The sequence below is a fragment of the Ruegeria sp. Ofav3-42 genome, from assembly GCF_022347725.1.
In the GTDB taxonomy this organism is placed as follows: domain Bacteria; phylum Pseudomonadota; class Alphaproteobacteria; order Rhodobacterales; family Rhodobacteraceae; genus Ruegeria.
Genome location: NZ_JAKRGB010000028.1, coordinates 1 through 21,045 on the forward strand (window position 1 = coordinate 1; position 21,045 = coordinate 21,045).

Annotated in this window: 25 protein-coding genes and 1 pseudogene; 8 read left to right on the forward strand and 18 right to left on the reverse strand. The window is 55.8% G+C overall.

The window, feature by feature from the left end; all coding sequences use genetic code 11:
- From MHN28_RS23410 to MHN28_RS23420, 3 genes and pseudogenes are all read right to left on the reverse strand, one after another.
- Nucleotides 1–550: pseudogene (locus MHN28_RS23410) on the reverse strand (4Fe-4S ferredoxin); the annotation flags it as partial.
- Complete coding sequence (gene tcuA, locus MHN28_RS23415; RefSeq protein ID WP_239345291.1) at nucleotides 540–1,934, reverse strand: FAD-dependent tricarballylate dehydrogenase TcuA; 1,395 nt, start codon at nucleotides 1,932–1,934, stop codon at nucleotides 540–542. The gene tcuA and the pseudogene MHN28_RS23410, both read right to left, overlap by 11 nt.
- Nucleotides 1,935–1,945: 11 nt before the next feature.
- Entirely contained in the window at nucleotides 1,946–2,626 is a 681-nt protein-coding gene (locus MHN28_RS23420) for a GntR family transcriptional regulator (RefSeq protein ID WP_239345293.1), read from the reverse strand.
- A 179-nt stretch (nucleotides 2,627–2,805) separates the two neighbouring features.
- On the opposite strand from MHN28_RS23420, the gene MHN28_RS23425 reads away from it, so the two are divergent.
- The 3 genes from MHN28_RS23425 to MHN28_RS24905 all read left to right on the forward strand — a co-directional run bounded on the left by MHN28_RS23425 (nucleotide 2,806) and on the right by MHN28_RS24905 (nucleotide 3,745).
- On the forward strand, nucleotides 2,806–2,985 hold the full coding sequence (locus tag MHN28_RS23425) for a hypothetical protein (RefSeq protein WP_239345295.1): 180 nt from the start codon (nucleotides 2,806–2,808) through the stop codon (nucleotides 2,983–2,985).
- Nucleotides 2,986–3,056: 71 nt separating this feature from the next.
- Entirely contained in the window at nucleotides 3,057–3,611 is a 555-nt protein-coding gene (locus tag MHN28_RS23430) for an AbrB family transcriptional regulator (RefSeq protein ID WP_255733622.1), read from the forward strand.
- On the forward strand, nucleotides 3,608–3,745 hold the full coding sequence (locus MHN28_RS24905; RefSeq protein WP_255733624.1) for an AbrB family transcriptional regulator: 138 nt from the start codon (nucleotides 3,608–3,610) through the stop codon (nucleotides 3,743–3,745). Before MHN28_RS23430 ends, MHN28_RS24905 begins: the two co-directional genes overlap by 4 nt.
- Here MHN28_RS24905 and MHN28_RS23435 read toward each other — a convergent pair.
- Complete coding sequence (locus MHN28_RS23435) at nucleotides 3,714–4,001, reverse strand: NAD(P)-dependent oxidoreductase (protein ID WP_239345297.1); 288 nt, start codon at nucleotides 3,999–4,001, stop codon at nucleotides 3,714–3,716. The two genes, MHN28_RS24905 and MHN28_RS23435, sit on opposite strands and share 32 nt — an antisense overlap.
- A gap of 31 nt (nucleotides 4,002–4,032) precedes the next feature.
- Entirely contained in the window at nucleotides 4,033–4,185 is a 153-nt protein-coding gene (locus MHN28_RS23440; RefSeq protein WP_239345299.1) for a hypothetical protein, read from the reverse strand.
- A 339-nt stretch (nucleotides 4,186–4,524) separates the two neighbouring features.
- Between MHN28_RS23440 and MHN28_RS23445 the strand changes: the two genes are divergently transcribed.
- Entirely contained in the window at nucleotides 4,525–4,878 is a 354-nt protein-coding gene (locus MHN28_RS23445; protein ID WP_239345301.1) for a glycine zipper family protein, read from the forward strand.
- A 150-nt stretch (nucleotides 4,879–5,028) separates the two neighbouring features.
- Entirely contained in the window at nucleotides 5,029–6,075 is a 1,047-nt protein-coding gene (locus tag MHN28_RS23450) for a linear amide C-N hydrolase (RefSeq protein WP_239345303.1), read from the forward strand.
- Between the two features lie 66 nt (nucleotides 6,076–6,141).
- On the opposite strand, the gene MHN28_RS23455 is transcribed toward MHN28_RS23450, so the two are convergent.
- Both MHN28_RS23455 and MHN28_RS23460 read right to left on the reverse strand, forming a co-directional pair.
- Nucleotides 6,142–6,384 carry a hypothetical protein gene (locus MHN28_RS23455; protein WP_239345305.1) on the reverse strand — a complete coding sequence of 81 codons (243 nt, stop codon included), beginning with the start codon at nucleotides 6,382–6,384 and terminating at the stop codon, nucleotides 6,142–6,144.
- A gap of 29 nt (nucleotides 6,385–6,413) precedes the next feature.
- Entirely contained in the window at nucleotides 6,414–7,283 is an 870-nt protein-coding gene (locus MHN28_RS23460) for a LysR family transcriptional regulator (RefSeq protein ID WP_239345307.1), read from the reverse strand.
- A gap of 119 nt (nucleotides 7,284–7,402) precedes the next feature.
- Here MHN28_RS23460 and MHN28_RS23465 point away from each other — a divergent pair, with 119 nt between their 5' ends.
- Both MHN28_RS23465 and MHN28_RS23470 read left to right on the forward strand, forming a co-directional pair.
- Nucleotides 7,403–8,269 (forward strand): hypothetical protein, encoded by an 867-nt coding sequence (locus MHN28_RS23465; protein WP_239345309.1) that lies wholly within the window; start codon nucleotides 7,403–7,405, stop codon nucleotides 8,267–8,269.
- Between the two features lie 11 nt (nucleotides 8,270–8,280).
- Nucleotides 8,281–8,829: an isochorismatase family protein gene (locus tag MHN28_RS23470; RefSeq protein ID WP_239345311.1), complete on the forward strand. Its 549-nt coding sequence runs from the start codon at nucleotides 8,281–8,283 to the stop codon at nucleotides 8,827–8,829.
- 711 nt (nucleotides 8,830–9,540) lie between these two features.
- Here the strand turns inward: MHN28_RS23470 and MHN28_RS23475 are convergent.
- From MHN28_RS23475 to dctP, 6 genes are all read right to left on the reverse strand, one after another.
- The gene (locus MHN28_RS23475; protein WP_239345313.1) at nucleotides 9,541–9,948 is read right to left on the reverse strand and encodes a universal stress protein; all 408 of its coding nucleotides are present in this window, start codon (nucleotides 9,946–9,948) and stop codon (nucleotides 9,541–9,543) included.
- Between the two features lie 126 nt (nucleotides 9,949–10,074).
- Entirely contained in the window at nucleotides 10,075–11,589 is a 1,515-nt protein-coding gene (locus MHN28_RS23480; protein WP_239345315.1) for a malonyl-CoA synthase, read from the reverse strand.
- Complete coding sequence (locus tag MHN28_RS23485; RefSeq protein ID WP_239345317.1) at nucleotides 11,570–12,850, reverse strand: malonyl-CoA decarboxylase; 1,281 nt, start codon at nucleotides 12,848–12,850, stop codon at nucleotides 11,570–11,572. The genes MHN28_RS23480 and MHN28_RS23485 overlap by 20 nt, the downstream gene beginning before the upstream one ends.
- A complete protein-coding gene (locus MHN28_RS23490; RefSeq protein WP_239345318.1) occupies nucleotides 12,847–14,163 on the reverse strand; it encodes a TRAP transporter large permease in 1,317 nt (438 codons plus the stop codon). The genes MHN28_RS23485 and MHN28_RS23490 overlap by 4 nt, the downstream gene beginning before the upstream one ends.
- Before the next feature lie 5 nt (nucleotides 14,164–14,168).
- Nucleotides 14,169–14,711, reverse strand: a complete 543-nt coding sequence (locus MHN28_RS23495) for a TRAP transporter small permease (protein WP_170657240.1) — start codon at nucleotides 14,709–14,711, stop codon at nucleotides 14,169–14,171.
- A gap of 93 nt (nucleotides 14,712–14,804) precedes the next feature.
- Nucleotides 14,805–15,791 carry a TRAP transporter substrate-binding protein DctP gene (gene dctP / locus MHN28_RS23500; protein WP_239345320.1) on the reverse strand — a complete coding sequence of 329 codons (987 nt, stop codon included), beginning with the start codon at nucleotides 15,789–15,791 and terminating at the stop codon, nucleotides 14,805–14,807.
- 138 nt (nucleotides 15,792–15,929) lie between these two features.
- Between dctP and MHN28_RS23505 the strand changes: the two genes are divergently transcribed.
- Nucleotides 15,930–16,586 (forward strand): GntR family transcriptional regulator, encoded by a 657-nt coding sequence (locus MHN28_RS23505; RefSeq protein WP_239345321.1) that lies wholly within the window; start codon nucleotides 15,930–15,932, stop codon nucleotides 16,584–16,586.
- A 93-nt stretch (nucleotides 16,587–16,679) separates the two neighbouring features.
- Here MHN28_RS23505 and MHN28_RS23510 read toward each other — a convergent pair whose 3' ends face one another.
- The 5 genes from MHN28_RS23510 to MHN28_RS23530 all read right to left on the reverse strand — a co-directional run bounded on the left by MHN28_RS23510 (nucleotide 16,680) and on the right by MHN28_RS23530 (nucleotide 21,045).
- Entirely contained in the window at nucleotides 16,680–17,291 is a 612-nt protein-coding gene (locus MHN28_RS23510; RefSeq protein ID WP_239345323.1) for a transmembrane anchor protein, read from the reverse strand.
- A gap of 12 nt (nucleotides 17,292–17,303) precedes the next feature.
- A complete protein-coding gene (locus MHN28_RS23515) occupies nucleotides 17,304–18,020 on the reverse strand; it encodes a HupE/UreJ family protein (protein ID WP_239345324.1) in 717 nt (238 codons plus the stop codon).
- 49 nt (nucleotides 18,021–18,069) lie between these two features.
- Nucleotides 18,070–18,453 carry a hypothetical protein gene (locus MHN28_RS23520; protein WP_239345326.1) on the reverse strand — a complete coding sequence of 128 codons (384 nt, stop codon included), beginning with the start codon at nucleotides 18,451–18,453 and terminating at the stop codon, nucleotides 18,070–18,072.
- Nucleotides 18,454–18,748: 295 nt separating this feature from the next.
- The gene (locus MHN28_RS23525; RefSeq protein ID WP_239345328.1) at nucleotides 18,749–19,447 is read right to left on the reverse strand and encodes a PhzF family phenazine biosynthesis protein; all 699 of its coding nucleotides are present in this window, start codon (nucleotides 19,445–19,447) and stop codon (nucleotides 18,749–18,751) included.
- A 191-nt stretch (nucleotides 19,448–19,638) separates the two neighbouring features.
- On the reverse strand, nucleotides 19,639–21,045 hold the full coding sequence (locus MHN28_RS23530) for an amidase (RefSeq protein WP_239345330.1): 1,407 nt from the start codon (nucleotides 21,043–21,045) through the stop codon (nucleotides 19,639–19,641).

Consider the following 21,045-nt stretch of genomic DNA (forward strand, 5'->3'; position numbering starts at 1 on the left):
TGCCCACGCGTTTGAACGCAGCCGTCAGATCAGACATCTGGATGGATTTGCCGCCAACTTCGGCCCAGTAGCGTCTGAGGCTGATGGCTATGCTGAACAGAGGCAGCAGGAACGCGGGCGCAAATATTGCCACCATCGCATTATGGGACAGGACGGCGTAGAACCCCTCGCCTCCGCTCGATCCGATGGCGCGGATGGCCCAGAACAACAGAGCAAATCCGATCACAAGCGCCAGGGCGATAGCCCCGCCATGGGTGTGGAACCGGCGCGCCAACGGCTGCGGCCATGCTAAGCTTTCCCAACTGTCCCGCCGCACCTCGGCCAGTGCCTTGGGGAAGTTCAGATCGAACTCGTGAGGCGCTGTATACTGACACGCGTAATAGCAACCCCGACAGTTGTGGCAGAGGTTGGCCAGTTGCGTGATATCCCCATCCGAGAACGCGCGTTCCGCGTGCAGCGACGGGAAGACCGAGCAATAGCCCTCGCAATAGCGACAGGCATTGCAGATCTCGGCCTGGCGACGGGCTTCTTGAATACGATCAGTTTGCATAAGCGGCAGCCTCACGTCCTGCGATGCGTCCAAATACGGTTCCGATGGTCATGCCGAAGCCGGCCAGATAGCCTTGTCCAAGGATCGACCCGGCCATGGTCTCGCCGGCCGCCCAAAGGTTCTTGATCTTGCCGTTTGACGTTGAACACTGGGCCGTGTCGTTAACTTTGAACCCGAGGTAAGTGAAGGTCACGCCAGTCCGCAGCGAGTAGCCATAGAAAGGCGGTTTGGTGATTGGGCGGGCCCAATTGGTCTTGGGTGGGGTCAGGCCTGCGGTAGAGACACCGTCCAGCTCTGTCGGGTGAAAGCCGCTGGTATCTCCGCAAGCAGCGTTGAATTCGGCGACAGTCGCGGTCAGTTTGTCTGCGGGCAGGCCCATCATCCCGGCCAGTTCTTCCAACGTGTCCGCTTTCAACGGGGGGAACACAGAGGGCATGAACAGGTTCAGCGATTTTGCATCAATGACAACGTAACCCACCTGATCCGGTTGGGTCGCTACCAAACGTCCCCAGATTGCGTAGCGCTTGGGCCAAACGTCCTCACCCTCGTCATAGAACCGCTCGGCCTCTTTGTTCACGACGATGGAAAACGGCACGCAATCCAGACGGGTGACGATGCCGCCGTCGAATTTTGGCGCGCGCCCGTCGATGGCGACAGCGTGGCATTGCGTTGGATCGCCAACGCTTTCGACGCCCTGTTCCAGAAGATCTGCCAGCACCACACCCCGGTTGTAGGGCGTGCCCCGGATAAGGAAATTTTTCGCAGGTTCACCCCAAGCGCGGGTGAGCCAATCCGTGTCGGCCTGAAACCCTCCCGAAGCGACAATGATTGCTTTAGGAGTGATGCGATGAGACTGGCCTTCAAAGGTGTAATCAACCCACTCGATCTGGTCGCCATTCAGTTCCAGATGTGTAACTGCGGCCTCATATAGCACATCAACGCCCAAACCCGCCGCTGTCCTGTAATAGGCATTCACCAGAGACTTACCGCCCCCCATAAAGAAGGCATTTGTCCGGGCCAGCGAGAGGGTCCCGGACAGTGATGGTTGAAAGCGAACGCCGTGTTCCTCCATCCACGGCAGACACTCTTCCGAGGTTCGGATTGCCAGACGCGCCAAATGCTCGTCGGTCTTGCCATTGGTGACTTTCAGCAGATCCGATAGGTATTCATCCTCGCTGTACTCCTCGATCAACGGACCCAAAGGAGATTTGTGCATGCAACGAAAGTTGCGCGTGTGACGTGAGTTTCCGCCGCGATAAGGTTTCGGCGCTGTTTCAAGGATCAAAACGCGGGCGCCTGCCTCGGCGGCGGTCATCGCAGCGCAAAGGGCGGCGTTCCCGCCGCCGATCACTGCGATATCGTAAGCTTCCTTTTGGGTGGCCATATCCTGCTTACCTACTCATTTTCGTCGATTGTGCGGTCGCGGTCCTGCAACGCACGGATGCGCATCCGTTGTGCGGCCTGAATATGCGAGCGCATCCCTGTCTCGGCTGCAGCACCATCGCGGGCCTTCAAAGCGGCCATGATACGCCGGTGTTCGGCCACTGCCGTCCCGGCCCGATCACCGTCCAACAATTGCGAAGACCCAAGGATCAGCAGCGCCTTTTGCAAGGGCAACATCGAATTCGCAAGAAACCGGTTCTTGGCAGCGTCCAGAAGCGTGGCATGGAAAACCCGATTTATCCGCGCCGCATCCGGGCCGGTACCAGCCTCGGCCATCCGGTCATTCAGCATGTCCAACTCGTCCAATTCGGCATCCGACGCCGCACGTGCCGCCAGACGGGCCGCAGTCCCCTCAAGCACTGCGCGCATTTCATAGAGCTCCATTACCTCTGCATAATCCAGACTGCGACCGGTGGCGCCCAGTCTTGGGACGTGGGTGACCAGCCCGTCAGCCTCCAACTGCCGGATCGCCTCGCGCACCGGGGTGCGGCTGACGCCCAACCGTTCTGACAGCTCGATCTCGCGTAGACGTTCGCCGGGCGGAAGAGTGCCGTCGCGAACCTCGTCCAGCAAACGCTGATACGCGGAATTGCCCTGCGGGCAAGGCAGTAAAGGGTCGTCCTGAATGGTCATCAAGCGCTTACCTGTCTTCTTGCGTCCTCTTGTATGCATTTGGATACATCACAAGTCAATATCGTCGAAAGCCACACCTTGCCTACCGGGAACAAACACCTCCTCTCCTAAAGAAGTGGGCCATAACACCGGGTCTTGCACTTCCGGGCACAGGAATATTCTGGGCATTGGATCTGCCAATGCCTTTTCTGTTTGGCCCAATGAGCACGCGCCAGATTGCAGCCATGGCTCACGCCCCTATGGAAGGGTTTGGTCAGGTCTCGGTTGCGGTGCGCATTATTCTGGGCGTGGCGGTTGGCGCTTCGATTACCCCGGCCCTTTTTACAGAACTGCCAAAGATGGCTACGCCAGTGCGCTGATCGCGTTGGTCGGAGTGCCCTACTTCCGCAAGGTCTGGGGCTTTGGCACCACGACTGCGTTTTAGGTAGCCATGACCGGCCGACTGCAGGACATGATCATCTTCGGAACCGAAGCAAATGCAATCCCGCGTACGCTGTCCCTGATCCACGAATCACGCGTTCTAATCATCGTGATACCGGCGCCGCTTTTTCTGACAGTGTGTTACGACACCCTGCGCACCAACCCAATCGTAGAGCCTACGCGCAACCTGCCACTACACGAATTGGCACTGATGGTTCTGGCGGCCTTTGTCAGCTGCAAGGCGGATAGCGGATCAGGCTTGTTCGGGGCGTTGATCCTAGGACCATTGAACCTGACAGCAACATTGCCACTGGGCCACTTCATTGACGCCCGAACGCCTCGCGAGGCCATCCTTGCAGCGCAGTTCTTTTTCGGCTGCGGGATCGGCGTAAAATTCGTAGGCGTGACATGGGTCGGACTACGTCGATTGTTAGCAGCAGGCGTCGCCTATGTTCTTGTCTTCGCAATCCAAGCGACCGCTTTCACCGCTGTTGTCACCACGTTGGGGCTTGGCCAACCAGTCGAGGCTAATTGGCTTTTGCGCCCGGCGGACAGGCAGATATGACAGTTCTGGCCATCGTCTCGGGCGCGGACTTGGGCTTTGTTATCACACACCACCTGACAAGGTTCGTGTTGGTAATCATCGGTGCGCCTATCGCGGCCAACCTTATCCTGAACTGGTCCAAACCTTGGGGTTGATCATGTGGATCGGTGCGCCTTGGGCATAGGCGTTCACCTGATCGAACATGTCCGAGAATTGCAGATCGAACTCATCCTCGGTCACAAAACCGACATTTAGCGTAGCGATCAGATTTGGATGCGATAGCAACAGGTCATTCGGGTCAGTAAGGGGCTCGACCTCAAAGACATCAATTTCAGCCCTACCAGGATAACCGGCATTCAATGCCTCAAGCAACGCACCCTTCTCGATAAGGCCTACGCGGGACGTATTCACAAACAGTGCTCCCGGTTGCATCTGCGAGAAATCAGACGCCGTGATGATTTCGTGTGTGTGGTTTCAGGCGAACATGGACCAAGACAACATCGCTGTCGGCAAAGAAGACTTCGCGGCTCGCGGCAACCTGAACGCCACCTGCCTGCGCCCGCGCCCGGCCTTCCTCGGACGACCACCAGACCATAAGAGCTCAGTTTCATCCCCGCTCCAACGCAACAAGCGCCAAAATGGTCCAAAAACCGGAAAACCCAAAAGAAACCTGCAGAAAACCTTTTGAGCCGCAAAACCAAAAGAGTTTCCACACAGCCTCAGCCCAAGGCGTCTGATGCTCCGCATTGAATCTACGTCTGCTTTGTCCACGAAAAAGACATTCGAGCGATGCAACTAATTTACGCAGCGTCAGAAAATTGAACCGATACTAAGAACAACCTCAGGGCTTCCTATCTAATTGGTGTCAATCGAAGGACGAAATCGATGGCGCAACCGCCCGGATTAAACGTCCCAAAACAAGAGGAAACCCCGGATGAAAAAGTTCCTTTGCATCGCTTTGCTTGGCCTTTCTGCCTGCACCCAATATCCCATGCAGAAGCCGTTAGCTGTGGACGGCACCAGGAATGCAAATTTCCTGTCCGACGAGACCGAGTGCAGAGCTTTGGCCGCGAACTACCATTCGGGTAAGCGAGAGATGGAAACGGCTTTTGGCGCGATCGACGGCGCATTGACCGGTGCGGCGATTGGTGATGGTTATGATGCTCTTGGTGGCGCTGTGGCCGGAGGCATTTTCGGATCTGTCAAAGGCCAGTACGAAGACGATCTGATCAGGCGGCAAGCCCTGATAAATTGTATGCAGGGTCGCGGTCATCAGGTGTATGGATAGTTTAACTGAAGCCTTGCAATTGTGCAGATAGACCGATGGCTCAATGATTCATGTCAAATCCAACGTTGCGCCAGCTTCTTATAGCTTTGCAAAGCGCTCAAAATTTGACGGCAAAACCAACCTACACGAAATTTTCCACGGAGTTTCAAAATGAAAAAACCAATGCGCAACATTGTTGCTGGTGTCAGCGGGATCCTTGCCGTAGCTGCAATGACGGTCTCTGCTGACGCCTGCACCCGTCTCCTCTATAAAACCGGAACTGACGGTTACCTCACCGCCAGAAGTCTGGACTGGTTCGAAGATATCGGATCCGATTTCTGGTCCTTCCCCAAGGGTATGGAGCGTGATGGCGGATTGGGTGACGGCTCAATCGAATGGGTTTCCAAGTACGGATCAATCACTCTGTCCGGCTATGATATCGGCACAGTCGACGGCATGAACGAAGCCGGGCTTGTAGCTAATCTCTTGTATCTGGCAGAGGCGGATTACGGCGATGAAACCGGCAAGCCGAAACTATCGGTTGGGGCCTGGGCGCAGTATGCGCTGGACAACTACGCCACTGTTGCCGAGGCGGTCGAAGACCTGTCATCTAAACCATTCGACATGGTTGCTCCCAAGCTTCCCAACGGCCATGACGCGGGCCTGCACCTGTCGCTGTCTGACAAAAATGGCGACTCTGCGATTTTTGAGTACGTGAACGGTGAGCTTATCATTCATCATGGCGAAGAATACCGCGTGATGACCAACTCTCCGATTTATGACGAACAACTGGCGTTGACCGCCTATTGGGATCAGGTGGGCGGCCTATCAATGTTGCCCGGAACAAATCGTGCAGCGGATCGATTTACGCGGGCGTCCTTCTACCTGAGCAGCGTTCCTGAGTTCGAGGATCCCCGCATGGCGACCGCGGCTGCGTTTTCCATTATCCGCAACGTATCCGTTCCCTTGGGGATCACCGACCCAGATGCACCTAACCTTGCAACAACCGTTTGGCGCTCGGTAGCGGATCACGACAGCGGCAGATACTATTTCGAATCCGCGATCAGCCCGAACGTGTATTGGGTCGATATCAATGCACTTGACCTCGCCGAGGGTAGCCAGCCGCAGAAACTGGAACTGAAGGACCATCCGATTTTGGCGGGAGACGTCTCAACGAAGTTTGTACCGGCAGAACCGTTCAACTGGCTCGCTCCGTAAGACCGGAGGGTGGGTGATCAGGGCTAAGGTTCTGCCCTGATCATTAATGTTTGAGTGCTGTAACGATTAGGTTTTCGGGAACCTAGTCAAGTTGGGATCACTCCGCCAAAGGGTTGAACGGGCCGTTCTTTTCAAGCGCGCACTGTAGGCGGCATGCGCGCGTATCTGGGTCAGGAAACGGCGCACATTGCGGCGGTTTTCCAGACGCCCAACTCGGACCTCGGCCACCGAGAGGCAATAGCCCATGACTATGTCGGCGGCGGTCAGCGGCCATGTCGAACGGCCAAATTCCTCCTCCATAAAGGACATGATCCGGTCATAGCGGCTGGAGGCCGCCCTCAAAAGCGAGTTTGCAACCACTTGCAAAAGGCGGTCGAAACCTGTGTTTCCGCAGGGTCTGCTTTTCGCAGCAAGACGTAGTGGGCCTGGCCGGTATCAACTGGAGCGCCGACAATTCTGATCTGGCGGCTGGCCGAGATAGCCTGCTCCGCAAAACGCTTGATCATGATAGTGCAGCCGTTGTTCGAGGCCACCAATTCGCAGGCGGCAACTGAGGTGTCGACGATAACACGCGGAGAAACATCAGCATGGGGCAGACCATAGGCCGACAGATAGCGTGCCCAATGGTCGTCAAACCCCAGAACATGGATGGTCGCGAAGGTAATCAGGTCTTCCGGCTTTTTGATCTTGTGCTCGTTGGCTACACCACATACCGGAACGATGTACTCGTCAGAAAGCTTGACCATGCGCGTGTCAGATTGGGTTTGCGGGGCCAGCAGGATGTCAACGTCCACCGGATGCCCTTCGCGATCATTCTGCCAAAGCGAAGTAACAAGTTTGATCCCGATGCCGGGGTAGGCCTTTTGAAAGGACGCAAGTTGGGGAGCCAGCCAGATAATCATGGCCGCCGACGCCCGCACAACGATAGTCTTTTCCAAAGCTGGCCCAAACAGCCCGTTTGTTGAAAAGGCAATATGCTCTAGTGAGTCGCGGACCGAAATCAAATAGGCCCGGCCAATTTCCGTCAATTGCAGACTTTTAGCCTTACGGATGAAAAGGTTCTGCCCCAGCTGCCCCTCCAACGCCTTTATGTGCTGGCTGACTGCCGTTTGTGTCAGGCCTAGTTCCCGGCTGGCAGTAGTGAAGCTAAGGTGTCGTGCGGCGGCCTCGAATGTACGCAGCCAGTTCAGGTTGAGGTTGTTTTTCATTGCGCCATCATAAGTTTTTTATGCTCATGGAGGCAATTTCTTTCGTTTTGCTTCACCTAGGGCTGTGGCTACAAATGCAGAACCTGTAGTGAAAGCAACCTGACGAAAAGGGGCAGCACATGTCACAGATCAATCGAGATGCAGACAGCGATATTGTACTGAGCTTGGTCGATCTGGTGCGATATCCTATAGCGGATTTGGAAAGCGCCGAAGGTGCGGCTTTTCTTAAGTCCTGTCAGGGCCACATGGACGAACACGGCTGGTGCAATCTGGACGGGTTTATCCGCCCTGAGGCCTTGGCGGCTTTGGCAGAAGAATCCAATACCTTACTACCCACCGCTGAAGTGCTGACTATCAAACGTAACATTTATCAAGGTGCGATTGATCCGTCGCTGCCTGAGGATGATCCGCGTCGGAAGGAATATACCCATGTGGCAACGCAATTGGCCAACGACCAGCTGCCGAACGAAACGCTTATTCAACAGCTTTACCAGTCCCCGCTTCTGACCGAATTTGTGCGTCGCGTACAAAAGAAAGACGTGCTGTATCGCTGCGCAGATGAGTTTCAGGCACTAAACGTCGTCGCCCTGCATCCAGGAAGTTGGCACGCTTGGCACTATGATACGACGGAATGCACCGTGACTCTATTGCTGCAAGCCGCTGAATCAGGAGGAGACTTTGCCTTTTTACCGAACTCGCGCTCCGATGAGGCCGAAGACCGAGAAGCGGTGGATCGCTTGCTGGCTGGCGATATGTCACATGCACAGAAGTTCGACCGTGGCGCTGGTACGTTTACTCTGTTCCGCGGCGGTTATTCCCTGCACGGGGTGACAGAAGTCAAAGGCAAGACTCCCCGCGTCACCGCAATCCTGACCTATGACGAACAGGAAGGCCGCGTGATCAGCGACGATATTAACATTAGAATCTACGGTGATCGCGTAGAGAAGATTCTTGCGGATCGCGCCGCTTCCAACCTCAACGCATGAAGGACACGCCCATGAAAACCGCTCTTATTGTCATAGATGTGCAAATGGCGCTGGCACATGATGATGCCGCTGGCGCTGTACGGTCATGCCCTGAAGCCGCCGAGAATATTGGCCGGCTTCTCGGCCACTTTCGCGCAAACGGTGACAAGGTTATCCATGTCCACCATCACGGGCTAGACCCGGATGATCCTTTTCACCCCGATGCCCCCGGCGCGCGGGTCCAGCCTTTCGCGGCCCCCCAAGGGGATGAGCCGGTGATCGTCAAAAACGTCTCAAGTGCTTTTGCCGGAACCTCGCTTGAGACCGATCTGCGGGCCGAGAATATTGAGCGCGTGGTTATCTGCGGTGCCACCGCCAATCACTGTGCAGAGTCCGCCGCACGCGCGGCCAGCAGCCTGGGCTTTGATATGGTTTATGCCTCTGATGCCGTCTGGGCCTATGAAGCGACAGGGCCCGATGGATTGAGCCACAGCGCCGAGCAAATTCACTCTGTGACGCTGGCAAACCTGCAAGGTGAATTTGGTGAGGTTCGTTCGACCGAAACCATCTTGAACGCCTAAACATACCGATTGAGCGGACGTTGGCGCAGGAAAGCTGAAGGATGACTTTGTCCGCTCACCAGCTATCTGACATCTGGTTTTGACCGTCCGGAATGTGCGGCTCGCGACGTGCTTCACCTGCGGATGACTGAAGCTAGGTCGACGGCGGCAATGGGCTCTTTTTCACGATTTTGGGTCAGTCGTGACGCGAAGACCAAAGTGAACTGATGTTTGACAGCAACTGATCTCAGCCAGGCATCTGTTTTCGTTGTGGAAAGGAGATTTGACTTGGGGTGCCTTCTAATGCCGAACGCTCATCACATTTCTGGTCCAGCTGTGACGGTTGGGTCAGGTTTGCGCGACGTTCAACACAGGATATGTGGCACGTCACAAATCTTTGGCTCAATAGACAGCTAAAACCTCAACAAATCAGTGAACCGCGTCATTCAAATCTGACCCAAACGAACAGCAGTCATTCATTGACGCCGCAGTTGAGGTCTCAATTGAGCCCAAACTTCCCGAATGCTGTATCTCGAATGAAAAGCGGCAAAGCTCCAAAACAATCATTAGGTCTGGTGATGGGGCCCAAGGCGGGCATGGGCAGTCTGTTGACATGATGCAGTGCTGCATACCGAAATCCGCCATTCGTGTATGGTCGTGCGGTAGCCAAGGCGTCCGGACGGAGTCTGCATTCGACTGCGAGTTTTAACAACAACGACACGATCCATGTAGTTACCTGATCACGTGAACAGCACTATGTGCGTGGCGGACCACACGCGCTGCAGTTGACCCGAGCAGATAGTCCTGCAGACCGGGTTGATGATTTGCAATCACGATACAATCGACATCGTGCGAAGCTGCATAATCGAGGATGCCGCGCCCTGCGTGACCTTCGACGATCACAATCCGAGTATTCATCACACCATTCATCAATGCCCGTAATTTTTCTGAAGCCACAGTTTTGACGCGTTCCAAATGATCCTCGGGAAGCAAGTCGTTCGTATATTGAGGCAGATGTTCTATGACATGCAAAAACGTGATGTGACCACCGTCGGATTTAAGCGCCTGCGCAACTTCAACAGAGCGAGCCACGTCGCGGTCTCCATCCAGCGAAATCGGAACGAGGATATTCTGATACATTTAAGCTCAAGCTCCTGATAAATTAAAAATCAACGGCTTAAAAGTAAAGCTATCGTACCTTCAGGCCGTTGAAGTTTGGCCCGCAGCATAGTCGAGAAGAGGGCTGACGGGCCGGGGAGTGGCATCCTACGCGGCGACGAACAGGTCCTTGTATCGGTCACGCAGGATGTTCTTTTGAACCTTGCCCATGGTGTTGCGGGGCAGTTCCTCCAACACGATCAACTGCCGGGGATGTTTGAACCGCGCGAGGCTGTTGCATACTGCAGCCTGCATCTCTTCAAGGTTAGGGATCTCGCCCGGTTCGGCGACAATCACACCAAGAACCGTTTCACCGAAATCCGGGTGGGGTACACCGACGACCGCACTCTCCAGCACACCCGGCTGGTCATCCAGCACAAGCTCGATTTCCTTGGGATAGATGTTGTAGCCACCTGAGATGATCAGGTCCTTGTTCCGGCCAACGATCTGGACATAGCCATCCTCGTCGATCCGCCCCAGATCGCCGGTGATGAAGAACCCGTTCTCACGCAGTTCGGCGGCGGTTTTCTCTGGCATCTGCCAATAGCCCTTGAACACGTTGGGCCCACGCACCTCAATCTCTCCGATCTCACCTTGCGGAAGTGAATTGCCATCAGAGTCGCAGATTTTCAGTTCAACACCCGGAAGCGGGAACCCAACGGTACCCGCACGACGGTCACCGTCATAGGGATTTGAAGTATTCATGTTGGTCTCGGTCATGCCGTAGCGTTCCAGGATGCGATGGCCGGTGCGCTCTTCGAATTGCGCATGTGTTTCCGCCAGCAGCGGCGCGGAACCCGAAACAAACAGGCGCATATGTTCGGCCAGTTCCTTTGTGAACCGATCATCATCCAGCAGGCGGGTATAGAAAGTCGGTACGCCCATCATCGTCGTGGCCTGTCGCATCCGCCCGATGATCTCATCCAGATCGAACTTTGGCATGAATATGATGCTGCTGCCCGCAGCAAGTGTGACATTGGTTGCCACAAACAGTCCGTGAGTGTGAAAGATCGGCAGCGCATGCAGCAGCACGTCGTCGGATGTGAATCGCCATTCAGTGACCAGCGCCTGTGCATTCGACAACAGGTTGTTCTGGGTCAACATCGCGCCTTTTGATCGGCCGGTCGTACCCGAGGTATAGAGGAACGCCGCCAGATCGTCCCCATCGCGGTCGACGGTTTCGAAGCTCGCAGGCATAGCCGCCGCCTGATCCATCAGACTGCCAGTGTCATCGGCGTTAAGAGTTTCCACCTTCGCCCCAAGTTGTGCACCAACAGGGGTGAGTTTCTCTTCACTTCTGGCGTCGCAGACGATCAGCGAGGCGCCGCTATTTTCAATGAAATAGGTCAATTCATCGACGGTATAGGCTGTGTTGAGGGGTAGGAACACCAGACCCGCCTGTGCGCAGGCCGCATAAAGCGCCAGCGCTTCGGGCGATTTCTCGATCTGCGCCGCAACCCGGTCGCCGGGTTTCAGACCCAGCTGTGTCGCCACATGAGCGATCTGTGCTGCGGTACTCAGGAAGTCCTGATGCGTGATCACCGAACCGTCGAGCAGATGCAAAAAAGGTGTGTCTTTACCGGCATGAGCACCGAACAAACCGTCATAGAGAGGATTGGCCATAAGGTTTACCTTTTTGTGTCGTGGTGAGAGAGGCCGACGCAGCCAGCGACTTGGCCTCGGTCGAGGCGATGACCTCGCGGGTATTGGCGAACTGCTCGTGGTTTTGGGCAACGCGGCCAAGGTCGTAGAGATAGTTGACCATGGTGCCGCCGGACTGCGCCCGTCCCTTGTCCGAAACATCGGCATCGGCATGAACTGCATAAACCAGCGCGCCATTACCCAGATGGAACCGCGCTACCGGATCGCACGGTAAATCGCCCGGGCCTTTGGCATTCAGCAGGTAATGCGCCGCAAGCGCCTTCATCTGATCGGGCTCTTCCATGTCCCATTCGATGCCTTGCTGTGACAGCCACTTGGTCAGTCCTGGAATCGGCGACAGGGTGACAAAGGTCTTCAGCCCAGTCAGTTCCGCCGCCAGATCTGAGGCCACCTGCTTGATCAGCGAATTGCCGAAAGAGATGCTGGCGAGCCCTGCCTGACAGTTCGAGATCGAGTAGAACACCGCCGTATCGGCCTGATCTTCGGGGAGGGGATCGCGGTCTTCGGCCAGCAGTGCCTGAACTGAGCCGGGTATCCCACTGTTCAGCGCAACTTCGACAAAGATCAGCGGCTCGTCAGGCATTGAGGGGTGAAAGAAGGCAAAGCAACGCCGGTCGGTAGGCTCCAGCCTGCGGCGCAGGTCGTCCCAGCTATCGATGGCATGGACGGCTTCATAGGCGATGATCTTTTCCAGAATATGCGCCGGACTTTCCCAGTTGATCGGACGCAGGACCAGAAAGCCCCGGTTGAACCAGCTGGCGAACAGGTGCCGGAAATCCAGATCCAGCGCCTGCAGCTCGGGTTCTTTTCCGCCCAACCGCAGCAGATCGGCGCGCATCTGCACCAGCGCACCGGTTGCACCAAGGACCCGGTTCAGGCGGCGGATCATCTCTTGTCGCGCCGGTTCGGCGGCGGCGGCAAACGTTTGATAGCTGGCTTTGGATGGGTTGCGCTCATATTCGTCAAGCGATGATCGAACCGCCTCGGGGTCGATATTCATGGCTGAGGCGAGATAACGAAAAAACTCAAGTTTTTCATCATCATCCAGCGTTTCGAAGCGGCTGAGAATCTCTTCGGCCAGGGCAAGTCCGGATGTCTCGCCAGCAGATCCCACCAGTGCATCTGCCAGTTCGGTCAGCGGGCGACCGTCGAGGGTCGCCGCGCCCGGGCGGCGGTGACGCCGCTCGAACACAGTTGAGAGAAGATCTGCAAACAGGGTCATACCGCTGCTCCCATCACCAGATCAGGCAGCCATGTGGCGAGGCCCGGGAAGAAGCACAGCAGGACAATCGCGATCACCATGCAGGCCACAAAGGGCAGCGAGCCGGACAGGATAGTTTTCAAAGAGATGTCGGGCGCGATGCCGTTGATCACATAAAGGTTTAGACCAACCGGGGGCGAGATCAGACCGATCTCCATGTTGATGGTCAGGACAACCGCGAACCAGATCGGGTCAAATCCGGCGGTGGTGATAATCGGCAGCAGGATCGGTGCCGCCATCAGGATCACCGCGACGGGTGGCAGGAAGAACCCGGCGATCAGCAGGAACACGTTGACCGCGCCCATCAGTACCCAGCGGTTCACATCCAGCGTACCGATCCATTCGGCAATCGCCTGGGTGATAAACAGCGAGCTTAGCATGTACGAGAACACCCCGGCGGCGGCGATGATGAACAGGATCATCACGCTTTCCTTGGTACTATCTCGCAGCACGACCCAGATGTCCTTGGGGTTCCACAGTTTGTAGATGATCATCGCAATCAGAAGACACAGCAACGCACCAACAGCAGCCGTCTCCGACGGAGTCGCGATGCCGCCATACATCGCATAGAGCACGCCCAGAATGATACCGAGGAAGGGCAGCACGCGAGGCAGGATTTCGAACCGTTCACTCCAAGTGTAGCTGCCGGACCCCAGACGGGTGGCGTCGCCGGATTTCCAGGTGGAATAGAGCGACCAGGCCATGAACAGGCCGACCAGCATCAGACCAGGGATTACGCCGGCCAGAAACAGGCGGCCAATCGAGGTCTCGGTGGCGATACCATAGACGATCATGGTGACCGACGGAGGGATCAGGATGCCCAGAGTGCCACCAGCGGCAATGGACCCGGCGGCAACACCATCGGGGTAACCACGCTTGCGCATCTCGGGGATGCCCATCTTACCGATGGCGGCGCAGGTTGCGGGCGACGATCCCGACATGGCCGCAAACAATGCGCAGGCGCCAAGGTTTGATACGACCAGCCCACCGGGTACACGGGTCAACCAGCGTTCAAGGGCTTCGTACAGGTCCGCCCCGGCCCTCGTCGACGCAATGGACGCCCCCATAATGATGAACATCGGGATCGACAGAAGAGCAAAGTTATCAAGCTTACCGAACAGGATTTCCGGCATCAGCTCCAGCGACCGGGGGCCGTCGAAGACGATCAGGAATCCAGCCGAAACGATCAGCAGACCGATGGCGACCGATACGCCTGAAAACAGAACTAGGATGGTGGCGATGGCGACAATGGCGCCGAGCAGAAGGGGATCCATCGGCTTTACTCCAGACCAAAGGGTTTATCGATGCCAAGCAGGACGGCGACGAGGTCCGCGATCAGCTGCAATAGCAGCAGTCCAAAGCCGACCGGAATTGACAGGTAGGGAATCCACAGGCGCACACCCCATACGGTGTCGGATTTCCAGCCACGCTCCCATGCAAAGTGCCAATACTCGTAGCCGTAGAACAGCATGACCGAGATGATGGCGATGGACAGGACCGAGGTCAGGATCGCCATGAAAAAGCGGGCACGAGGCGCCAGCGAGATCGGGATAAGGTCTACATTCACATGCCCGCGCAGGCGCTGGACGTAAGGCAGACCAACCAGCGTGGCTGCGATGACCAGATAGATGACCGCTTCGGTCTGCCAGATGGTCGAGCCATTGAGGACAAAGCGAACGACGATCATCTGGCAGGTGATGGCGACGGCGGCGACGATCATGCCTGCGGAACACCATCCGGCCAGAGTTGAAAGCGCAGCGACAAAGCGAAGAAAGGGATTGTTCCCGGTGTGGGAAGCAACGGCAGAGCTATGGCCAGCCATTTGCGCCTCCTGTGGTTGAGATGCAATTGAGTCTGAAGATCAGAACTGTGATCAGGTGCCGGGCAGCGGTAGAGCCGCCCGGGCACAAGGGGATCATTCGACAGCTAGAGCCTTGTCCAGCAGGTTTTGCCCGTCAGGAACCTCTTCCACGAAAGCTTTGTAGGATGTTTCCATCGCCAGTGCGCGCCAGGCTTCGAAATCTTCTGGTGTCATTTCGGCGATTTTGACGCCAGCCTCTTCAAACACCTTGGCGGAGTTGGCATCCTGTTTCTTGGCCTCTTGCAGATAGTAGGTCTGTGCCTTTTCAGACGCGGCCAGCAGTGCGGCCTGCTGATCTTCGTTCAGCCCGTCGAAAGTGGATTTGTTCATCAGCAGCGGCTGATACATGAACCACAGCGCCACATCACTGGCGGGAGTGTAACAGCTGACCTGCTCATAGATGCGATAGCTGACAAAGGATGAAGACGAAGTATTGGCCGCCTGTAGAACGCCGGTCTGCATGGCGTTATAGATTTCCGATGACGCCATCGAGGCGATTGATGCGTCGGCTCCGGCCAGCATTTGCTCAAAAGACTTACCGGCCGCGCGGGTTTGTAGACCTGCAACGTCTTCGGGCTTGGTGATGCACTTGTCCTTGCCGGCAAAACCACCGGCCAGATAACCATGGACCAGAACCATCACGTCATCTTCGGCCATCTTCTCTTCCAACGCCTCCATGAAGGGAGAGTCGGCCAAACGGGCAGCGTGGTCATGGTTTTTCACCAGACCGGGCATCAAAGTCAGGTTATAAGCGGGCTGCTGACCACCGGCATAGCTGAGCGGCAGAACAGTCATGTCCAACTGCCCCCGGCTGAGCGGTTTGTACTGCTCGCGTGGTTTGAACAATGATTTCGAGCCGAAAATCTTGATTTCCAGATCGACATCCGCCGCAGCAACTTCATCGGCCACGATCTGTGCGACCTGATGCCGGATGTCCTTGTTTGACCACTGATGAGACAGGCGCAGCTCTTCTGCCGAACCCAGTGTACCCGCGGACGCGAGCGCCATTGCAGCGACGGCTGTTTTGAACATGGCTTTCATATTCTCCTCCCTTTTTCAAACCCGGGCTTGCCGGGGATGACCAGAAGCATAAAGCCTTCATGTTTTTTAAGTCAACATTTTTGTATACAAGATTTGATTTCTTGAGTTCTCACCCATTCGTGAGTAAAACAGAAACCCATGGACCAAAGACTTGCCGACACCATTGCTCAGGATTTGGAAGAGCTGATCTTTGACGGAACATTTTCGGACGGTGACCGTCTGGATGAAGTCAAACTGGCCGAACAGTTCGGAGTTTCCAGAACGCCACTTAGGGAAGCATTTCAGCGGCTTGCCTTGTCGGGGCTGGTCGACCTCATCCCGCGCAGGGGGGCTTTTGTCCGACAGCCCGGGCCAGTGGAACTTATGGAAATGTTCGAGGTTATGGCCGAGCTCGAAGCAGTTTGTGGCAGGCTTGCCGCTATGCGTATTTCTGATGACGCCTTGAAAGACCTAACTGACGCCAACGCGAGATGTCAGGAGGCCGTCGATGCCGGTGACCCAGATACATACTACCTCGAAAACGAGCGATTTCATCGAATCATATATAACCAGTCTGGCAATTCATTTTTGGAACAGGAAGCGTCCAAACTGCACAGACGGCTCAAACCTTTCCGGCGGCAACAGCTTCGGTTTCGGGGTCGCATGGCACAATCGATGTCCGAGCATGAAGAGATCGTACGTGCTCTCGACAGCGGCAACCCTGAAGAAACAGCAAATGCGTTACGCGATCATGTTGCGGTACAAGGGGAAAAGTTCCACAACCTGATGGCCTCTTTGAAGAATGTTTCCGAGTAGCACTGCCAGCGACGGCTTATTCAACTTTGAAAAACGCGTTTAACGGTCCAGAATGGCCCGTCGCGCAGAAAACCCACGCGACAGGCACTTCTTTTACTCGACGATCTCGCTGTAATCGCCGCGGACTTGTACCATCACTGATACATCACCGGAGTCGCGGTTGCGCCAGAACCAGCCATGCTCGCCATCAAAGGCGGCTTCGATGATGCCTTCGGCACCAGTCGACCCCCGCCCCTTTTCATAGGTGATCGATTTCCCTCCACCGTGACCGTGCAGGTCGAAGTTCACCCGGCCGTCTGTCACGATCATGCGATACTCAGCTGTAGCACCTTCATCCATGACCAGCTTCCACTCAGCTGAATCTCCCGGGGTGAGGATAAAGCTGGTTTCATCCTGCCAGACTTCGGCCTCTTGCGCATGAGCCGAACCGACAAACAGACCAAGGACGTTGTTCAGCAAGCTCGACTGATCCTGACTTTCAAGTTCTCGGTCAGCTTCGGCTTCGTCTGCAAGCTGCGTTTTGATTTCGCCCATCTCTTTCAGTCCAAGCGCACGGCCTATTCCGGTCGGGTCGATCCCGTATTCGGCCGGAAGAACCACAGTGACAAGAATCACAGCGGCGGACGCACCTGCGATGACGGTCGAGCGGATAAGTTGTGCCGAGCTTGGCAGTTCCTCAAGACTTGGTCTTTTTGTGTTGAACATAACTGAACTCCTTTACGCGGCGACAAAATAGCCGGTGATCTGATACCCCATCAGGATGAACCCGAGGGTCATCATGATGACGTTTACGCTGTAGGCTTGCTGGAAGAAGTACGGGCTTTTCCGCCAGAACCCCATGACGATAAGGATGATCGCAAGGGCTGAAAGCTGACCAAGTTCAACACCCACATTGAACGCCAACAGATTGGCCAGTAGCCCTTCCGGAGCGATATCGTAGTCGAGTATTTTGGTCGCCAGACCCATGCCGTGAAACAGGCCGAAAATCAGCGTCGCAGCTTTGGTATTTGGCTGGAACCCCAACCAGCGCTGGAACGCGCCGAGATTGTCGAGCGCCTTGTAGACGACCGAAAGCCCAATAATGGCGTCGACGATATAGGCGTTTACGCCCCAGCCGAACCACACTCCCAACAGCATGGTCGTCGAGTGTCCGACCGCAAAGAGGCTGACATAGATGCCGACATCCTTGGCCCGGTATAGAAAGAACACAACGCCAAGAAGGAACAGGATGTGATCGTAGCCTGTGACCATGTGCTTGGCCCCAAGATACATGAAGGGGATGATGTTCACGCCCCAGATTTCCTGGATGTAGCCTGCATCACCTTCGGTGACGTTATGAGCCAGCACCTGAGGCGTACTCAGCGCCAGACTGGTTATGATAAGGGTCAGCAGGAGCGTCGCGCGCCTGTCCAGACCCAGGAGGGTAAGATTCATGGATGATCTCCGTTGTTATGTGATGCCGAAAACCCCGATTGGGGCAACGTCACACGCGCGGAGGTCGTTCTATACCGTTGTTTCTGAAGGGGCCGCTCAGCGCCCCGTCTAAGGCCCATCCATCCGGGAGCGAAACCAATGAAAGCGATTTGCCCGACTCCGGTAATACCATTTGGCTGTGGTCATGATCTGCACCATCATGACTGTGCCCGTGCATCGCCCACAACAAGTCTTCTTCAAAGCCGTGGGTATGCCCGTGCTCTGCAATAATCTGCAAATGCTCTTGCACGGTTTCGATCACAGTCGGAGCATGGCCCGAGTTTGGCTGAAGCGACCAAACGATCAAAGACAGGCAGAGCAAAGCTGCCATCGCATTTTGCGTATATCTCTGAACTGCCCTCACGCTCACAGGTGCCTCGACGGTCTTTTTCATCCCCTACCGGGGGTTATCCCGGTTTATATGACAAAATCACAAATTCACGCAAGCCATCCCGCACTTATAGAGCGGCTGAAACGTGCCTAGCGGCATCTGCGGTCTGTTATCGCCATATCGTTCGCGAGTTGCGCGCCATTTCCCGGTATCTGTGAAATATTGGACACTCAAAAAAGATGGCGTTTTCTGCCACACTTAATACAGTGCAAATGGCCGCGCTTTTTGGAAACAAGCTGGCCGCTGCGGCCTTTGGTCTGCTTGGCGCCACGGGTCGGTTTGCAGTCGCTTTATTGAGTCAACAAAAACCCTCCAACGAAGTTACAGCAGTTCCTTCAAGGATGACGCGACAACCATCAGTTTCACAAGAAATGACACCGCCTCGCGCAGATAACTGACGAGCCAGCAGGTGTTTTTTCCCTAATCTCCGGGACCAATAAGGTGTCAAACAGCAATGTGAAACGCCTGATACGGAGTCTTCTGGTACACCATTTGCCGGAGCAAAGAACCGCGAAACGAAATCAAACTCTCCCGCCCCTTGCGCCGATATGATGACTGCGGGCAATGGCAGTTTCGCCAGAGCAGCAAAGTCCGGAGTACAGCTCAGAATGTCATCTTCGCCGCCAAAAACAGCCAGATAGTGCTTTGCGGCCAATAATTTCGAGGGCTTCTTCCCAAGTACTTCGATCAGGCCCGTGGGGGCGTCGATCACCTCTGGCACAAGTGCGGGCATATCCAGACGCAATCCGTTTTCCCCGCGTCGAACGCTCATCCGGGCAGATGCGGAATGGAAGATAACCGTTTCCAACCCGATCTCGAGATAGGAGAACACGACGTGAGCTGCCGCGAGCGTCGCGTGTCCGATCATATCGACCTCACGCGTGGGGGTGAACCAACGTATGTCGAATTCGGTATTTGCGTCGTTGCCGCGCGCATTTGTTCGAGGGACAAAAAACACCGTTTCAGATTGGTTCAGTTCACTCGCGATGGATTGCATGACCGGCGCTGGCAGTCATTGGTCCAGCGGGCACACGCCAGCCGGGTTTCCGTTGAGAGGGCGGTCTGAAAAGGCGTCGACGATAAAGGTCCGAAGTTTCATCTATTGTCCTTGCCTCAACGGCTGGATAACGGCATCACGTGTCAAGGCAGCGTGCGCAGGAAGAAGCTGCTAAAGGCGCAAATACACCATTAGGCGTCTACCTTTGGGCGCGGAATCGAAAATGCCCCATCGTTTTCAATGGCAAAGGCGGCACGAAGAACGGTACTTTCTTCGAAATACCTTCCCACCAACTGCAACCCAATCGGTAACCCTTCTGAGTGCATTGTGCAGGGCATCGTCAGCGCAGGATGGCCGGACATATTAAAGAAGGTGGTAAAGCGCGTAATGGCATTGCCAACCGCTTCTTCCACTCCGTCGCGCGTTGTTTTCACGGTTCCCAGCTTTTGTGCAATTTCCGGCGTCGCCGGCGTCAGGATCAGGTCGACCTCATCAAACAGCGCGTTGGTCTTTTGACGATAGAGTTCCACGAAGCGCTTGGCCCGTATGTAGTGTTCCGCCAGAAGCGTCTGCCCAAGCGCCAGCCCGGCGCGGAAATCCTGACCGTAAAGCTCCCCCCGGTCCTGCAGATAGGCCGAATGCGCGCTGAGAGCTTCCGGCATCTGCACAGTGAGAGACACGGCGCGGCTATGTTCAAGATCCGGGAATGTCACGGGGATCAGAGACGCTCCTTTCCCGGTCACGAAGCTTTTGATGTCCTCCAATGCTGCCAGGATTTCAGGATCGGTTCGCTCGTAGTAGAAATTGGTCGGGATACCGATGCGCAGCCCCGAAACGTCGCTGTCAAGCGCTGCGGCATAGTCTTCGACTGGAAGGTTTTGCGAACCCGGATCGCGGGGGTCATAACCAGCAATGATTCCGAGCAGATCAGCGCAGTCCGCGACGTCTCGTGTCATGATGCCCACATGATCCAGCGTCCAGCAATACGGCACAACACCCGTAGTTGGCACTCGGCCGATGGTCGGCTTCAGACCGACCAGTCCGTTCAGCGCGGCTGGAGCGCGCACTGATCCGCCAGTGTCCGTACCAAGACTGGCGGGGACCAAGCCGAACGCTACCGCTGCCGCTGATCCGCTGGATGATCCTCCGGCCAGTCGGTTTGGGTCGTAGGCATTTACACAAGTCCCATAGACCTCGTTCTCGCCGGTGGCACCATATGCGAATTCATGCAGGTTGGCTTTGCCCAGGCTTATGGCTTTCGCGTCGCGCATTTGCGCGATGGCAAAGGCGTCTTCAGTCGCGATCCGATCATGAAACACCCGCGATCCGGCCGAGGTCAGCACCCCCCGCACGTCGAACAGGTCTTTCGAGGCATAGGGAATGCCCGCAAAGGGCGACGCAGCCAAATCATCGGAGCGCAGTTGCGCAGCTTCAATACGCGCGGCATCATCCGTCACGGTGATGAAAGCCTTGGAACAGTCATTGTGCCGCGAAATCCGCTCGGCAAAAACATCGATCAGTTCAGTTGGCGTGATTTCACGGGCGTCGAGCCTGGATTTCAAACCACGGACGGTGTCAAACGCTATCTCTTTGGTCAT

Bases quoted from the DNA above. Each gene is read 5' to 3' on its own strand.
- tcuA (WP_239345291.1), bottom strand. From the start codon at position 1,934: ATGGCCACCCAAAAGGAAGCTTACGATATCGCAGTGATCGGCGGCGGG.
- MHN28_RS23420 (WP_239345293.1), bottom strand. From the start codon at position 2,626: ATGACCATTCAGGACGACCCTTTACTGCCTTGCCCGCAGGGCAATTCC.
- MHN28_RS23425 (WP_239345295.1), top strand. From the start codon at position 2,806: ATGCCTTTTCTGTTTGGCCCAATGAGCACGCGCCAGATTGCAGCCATG.
- MHN28_RS23430 (WP_255733622.1), top strand. From the start codon at position 3,057: ATGACCGGCCGACTGCAGGACATGATCATCTTCGGAACCGAAGCAAAT.
- MHN28_RS24905 (WP_255733624.1), top strand. From the start codon at position 3,608: ATGACAGTTCTGGCCATCGTCTCGGGCGCGGACTTGGGCTTTGTTATC.
- MHN28_RS23440 (WP_239345299.1), bottom strand. From the start codon at position 4,185: ATGGTCTGGTGGTCGTCCGAGGAAGGCCGGGCGCGGGCGCAGGCAGGT.
- MHN28_RS23445 (WP_239345301.1), top strand. From the start codon at position 4,525: ATGAAAAAGTTCCTTTGCATCGCTTTGCTTGGCCTTTCTGCCTGCACC.
- MHN28_RS23450 (WP_239345303.1), top strand. From the start codon at position 5,029: ATGAAAAAACCAATGCGCAACATTGTTGCTGGTGTCAGCGGGATCCTT.
- MHN28_RS23455 (WP_239345305.1), bottom strand. From the start codon at position 6,384: ATGTCCTTTATGGAGGAGGAATTTGGCCGTTCGACATGGCCGCTGACC.
- MHN28_RS23460 (WP_239345307.1), bottom strand. From the start codon at position 7,283: ATGAAAAACAACCTCAACCTGAACTGGCTGCGTACATTCGAGGCCGCC.
- MHN28_RS23465 (WP_239345309.1), top strand. From the start codon at position 7,403: ATGTCACAGATCAATCGAGATGCAGACAGCGATATTGTACTGAGCTTG.
- MHN28_RS23470 (WP_239345311.1), top strand. From the start codon at position 8,281: ATGAAAACCGCTCTTATTGTCATAGATGTGCAAATGGCGCTGGCACAT.
- MHN28_RS23475 (WP_239345313.1), bottom strand. From the start codon at position 9,948: ATGTATCAGAATATCCTCGTTCCGATTTCGCTGGATGGAGACCGCGAC.
- MHN28_RS23480 (WP_239345315.1), bottom strand. From the start codon at position 11,589: ATGGCCAATCCTCTCTATGACGGTTTGTTCGGTGCTCATGCCGGTAAA.
- MHN28_RS23485 (WP_239345317.1), bottom strand. From the start codon at position 12,850: ATGACCCTGTTTGCAGATCTTCTCTCAACTGTGTTCGAGCGGCGTCAC.
- MHN28_RS23490 (WP_239345318.1), bottom strand. From the start codon at position 14,163: ATGGATCCCCTTCTGCTCGGCGCCATTGTCGCCATCGCCACCATCCTA.
- MHN28_RS23495 (WP_170657240.1), bottom strand. From the start codon at position 14,711: ATGGCTGGCCATAGCTCTGCCGTTGCTTCCCACACCGGGAACAATCCC.
- dctP (WP_239345320.1), bottom strand. From the start codon at position 15,791: ATGAAAGCCATGTTCAAAACAGCCGTCGCTGCAATGGCGCTCGCGTCC.
- MHN28_RS23505 (WP_239345321.1), top strand. From the start codon at position 15,930: ATGGACCAAAGACTTGCCGACACCATTGCTCAGGATTTGGAAGAGCTG.
- MHN28_RS23510 (WP_239345323.1), bottom strand. From the start codon at position 17,291: ATGTTCAACACAAAAAGACCAAGTCTTGAGGAACTGCCAAGCTCGGCA.
- MHN28_RS23515 (WP_239345324.1), bottom strand. From the start codon at position 18,020: ATGAATCTTACCCTCCTGGGTCTGGACAGGCGCGCGACGCTCCTGCTG.
- MHN28_RS23520 (WP_239345326.1), bottom strand. From the start codon at position 18,453: ATGAAAAAGACCGTCGAGGCACCTGTGAGCGTGAGGGCAGTTCAGAGA.
- MHN28_RS23525 (WP_239345328.1), bottom strand. From the start codon at position 19,447: ATGCAATCCATCGCGAGTGAACTGAACCAATCTGAAACGGTGTTTTTT.
- MHN28_RS23530 (WP_239345330.1), bottom strand. From the start codon at position 21,045: ATGACCAAAGAGATAGCGTTTGACACCGTCCGTGGTTTGAAATCCAGG.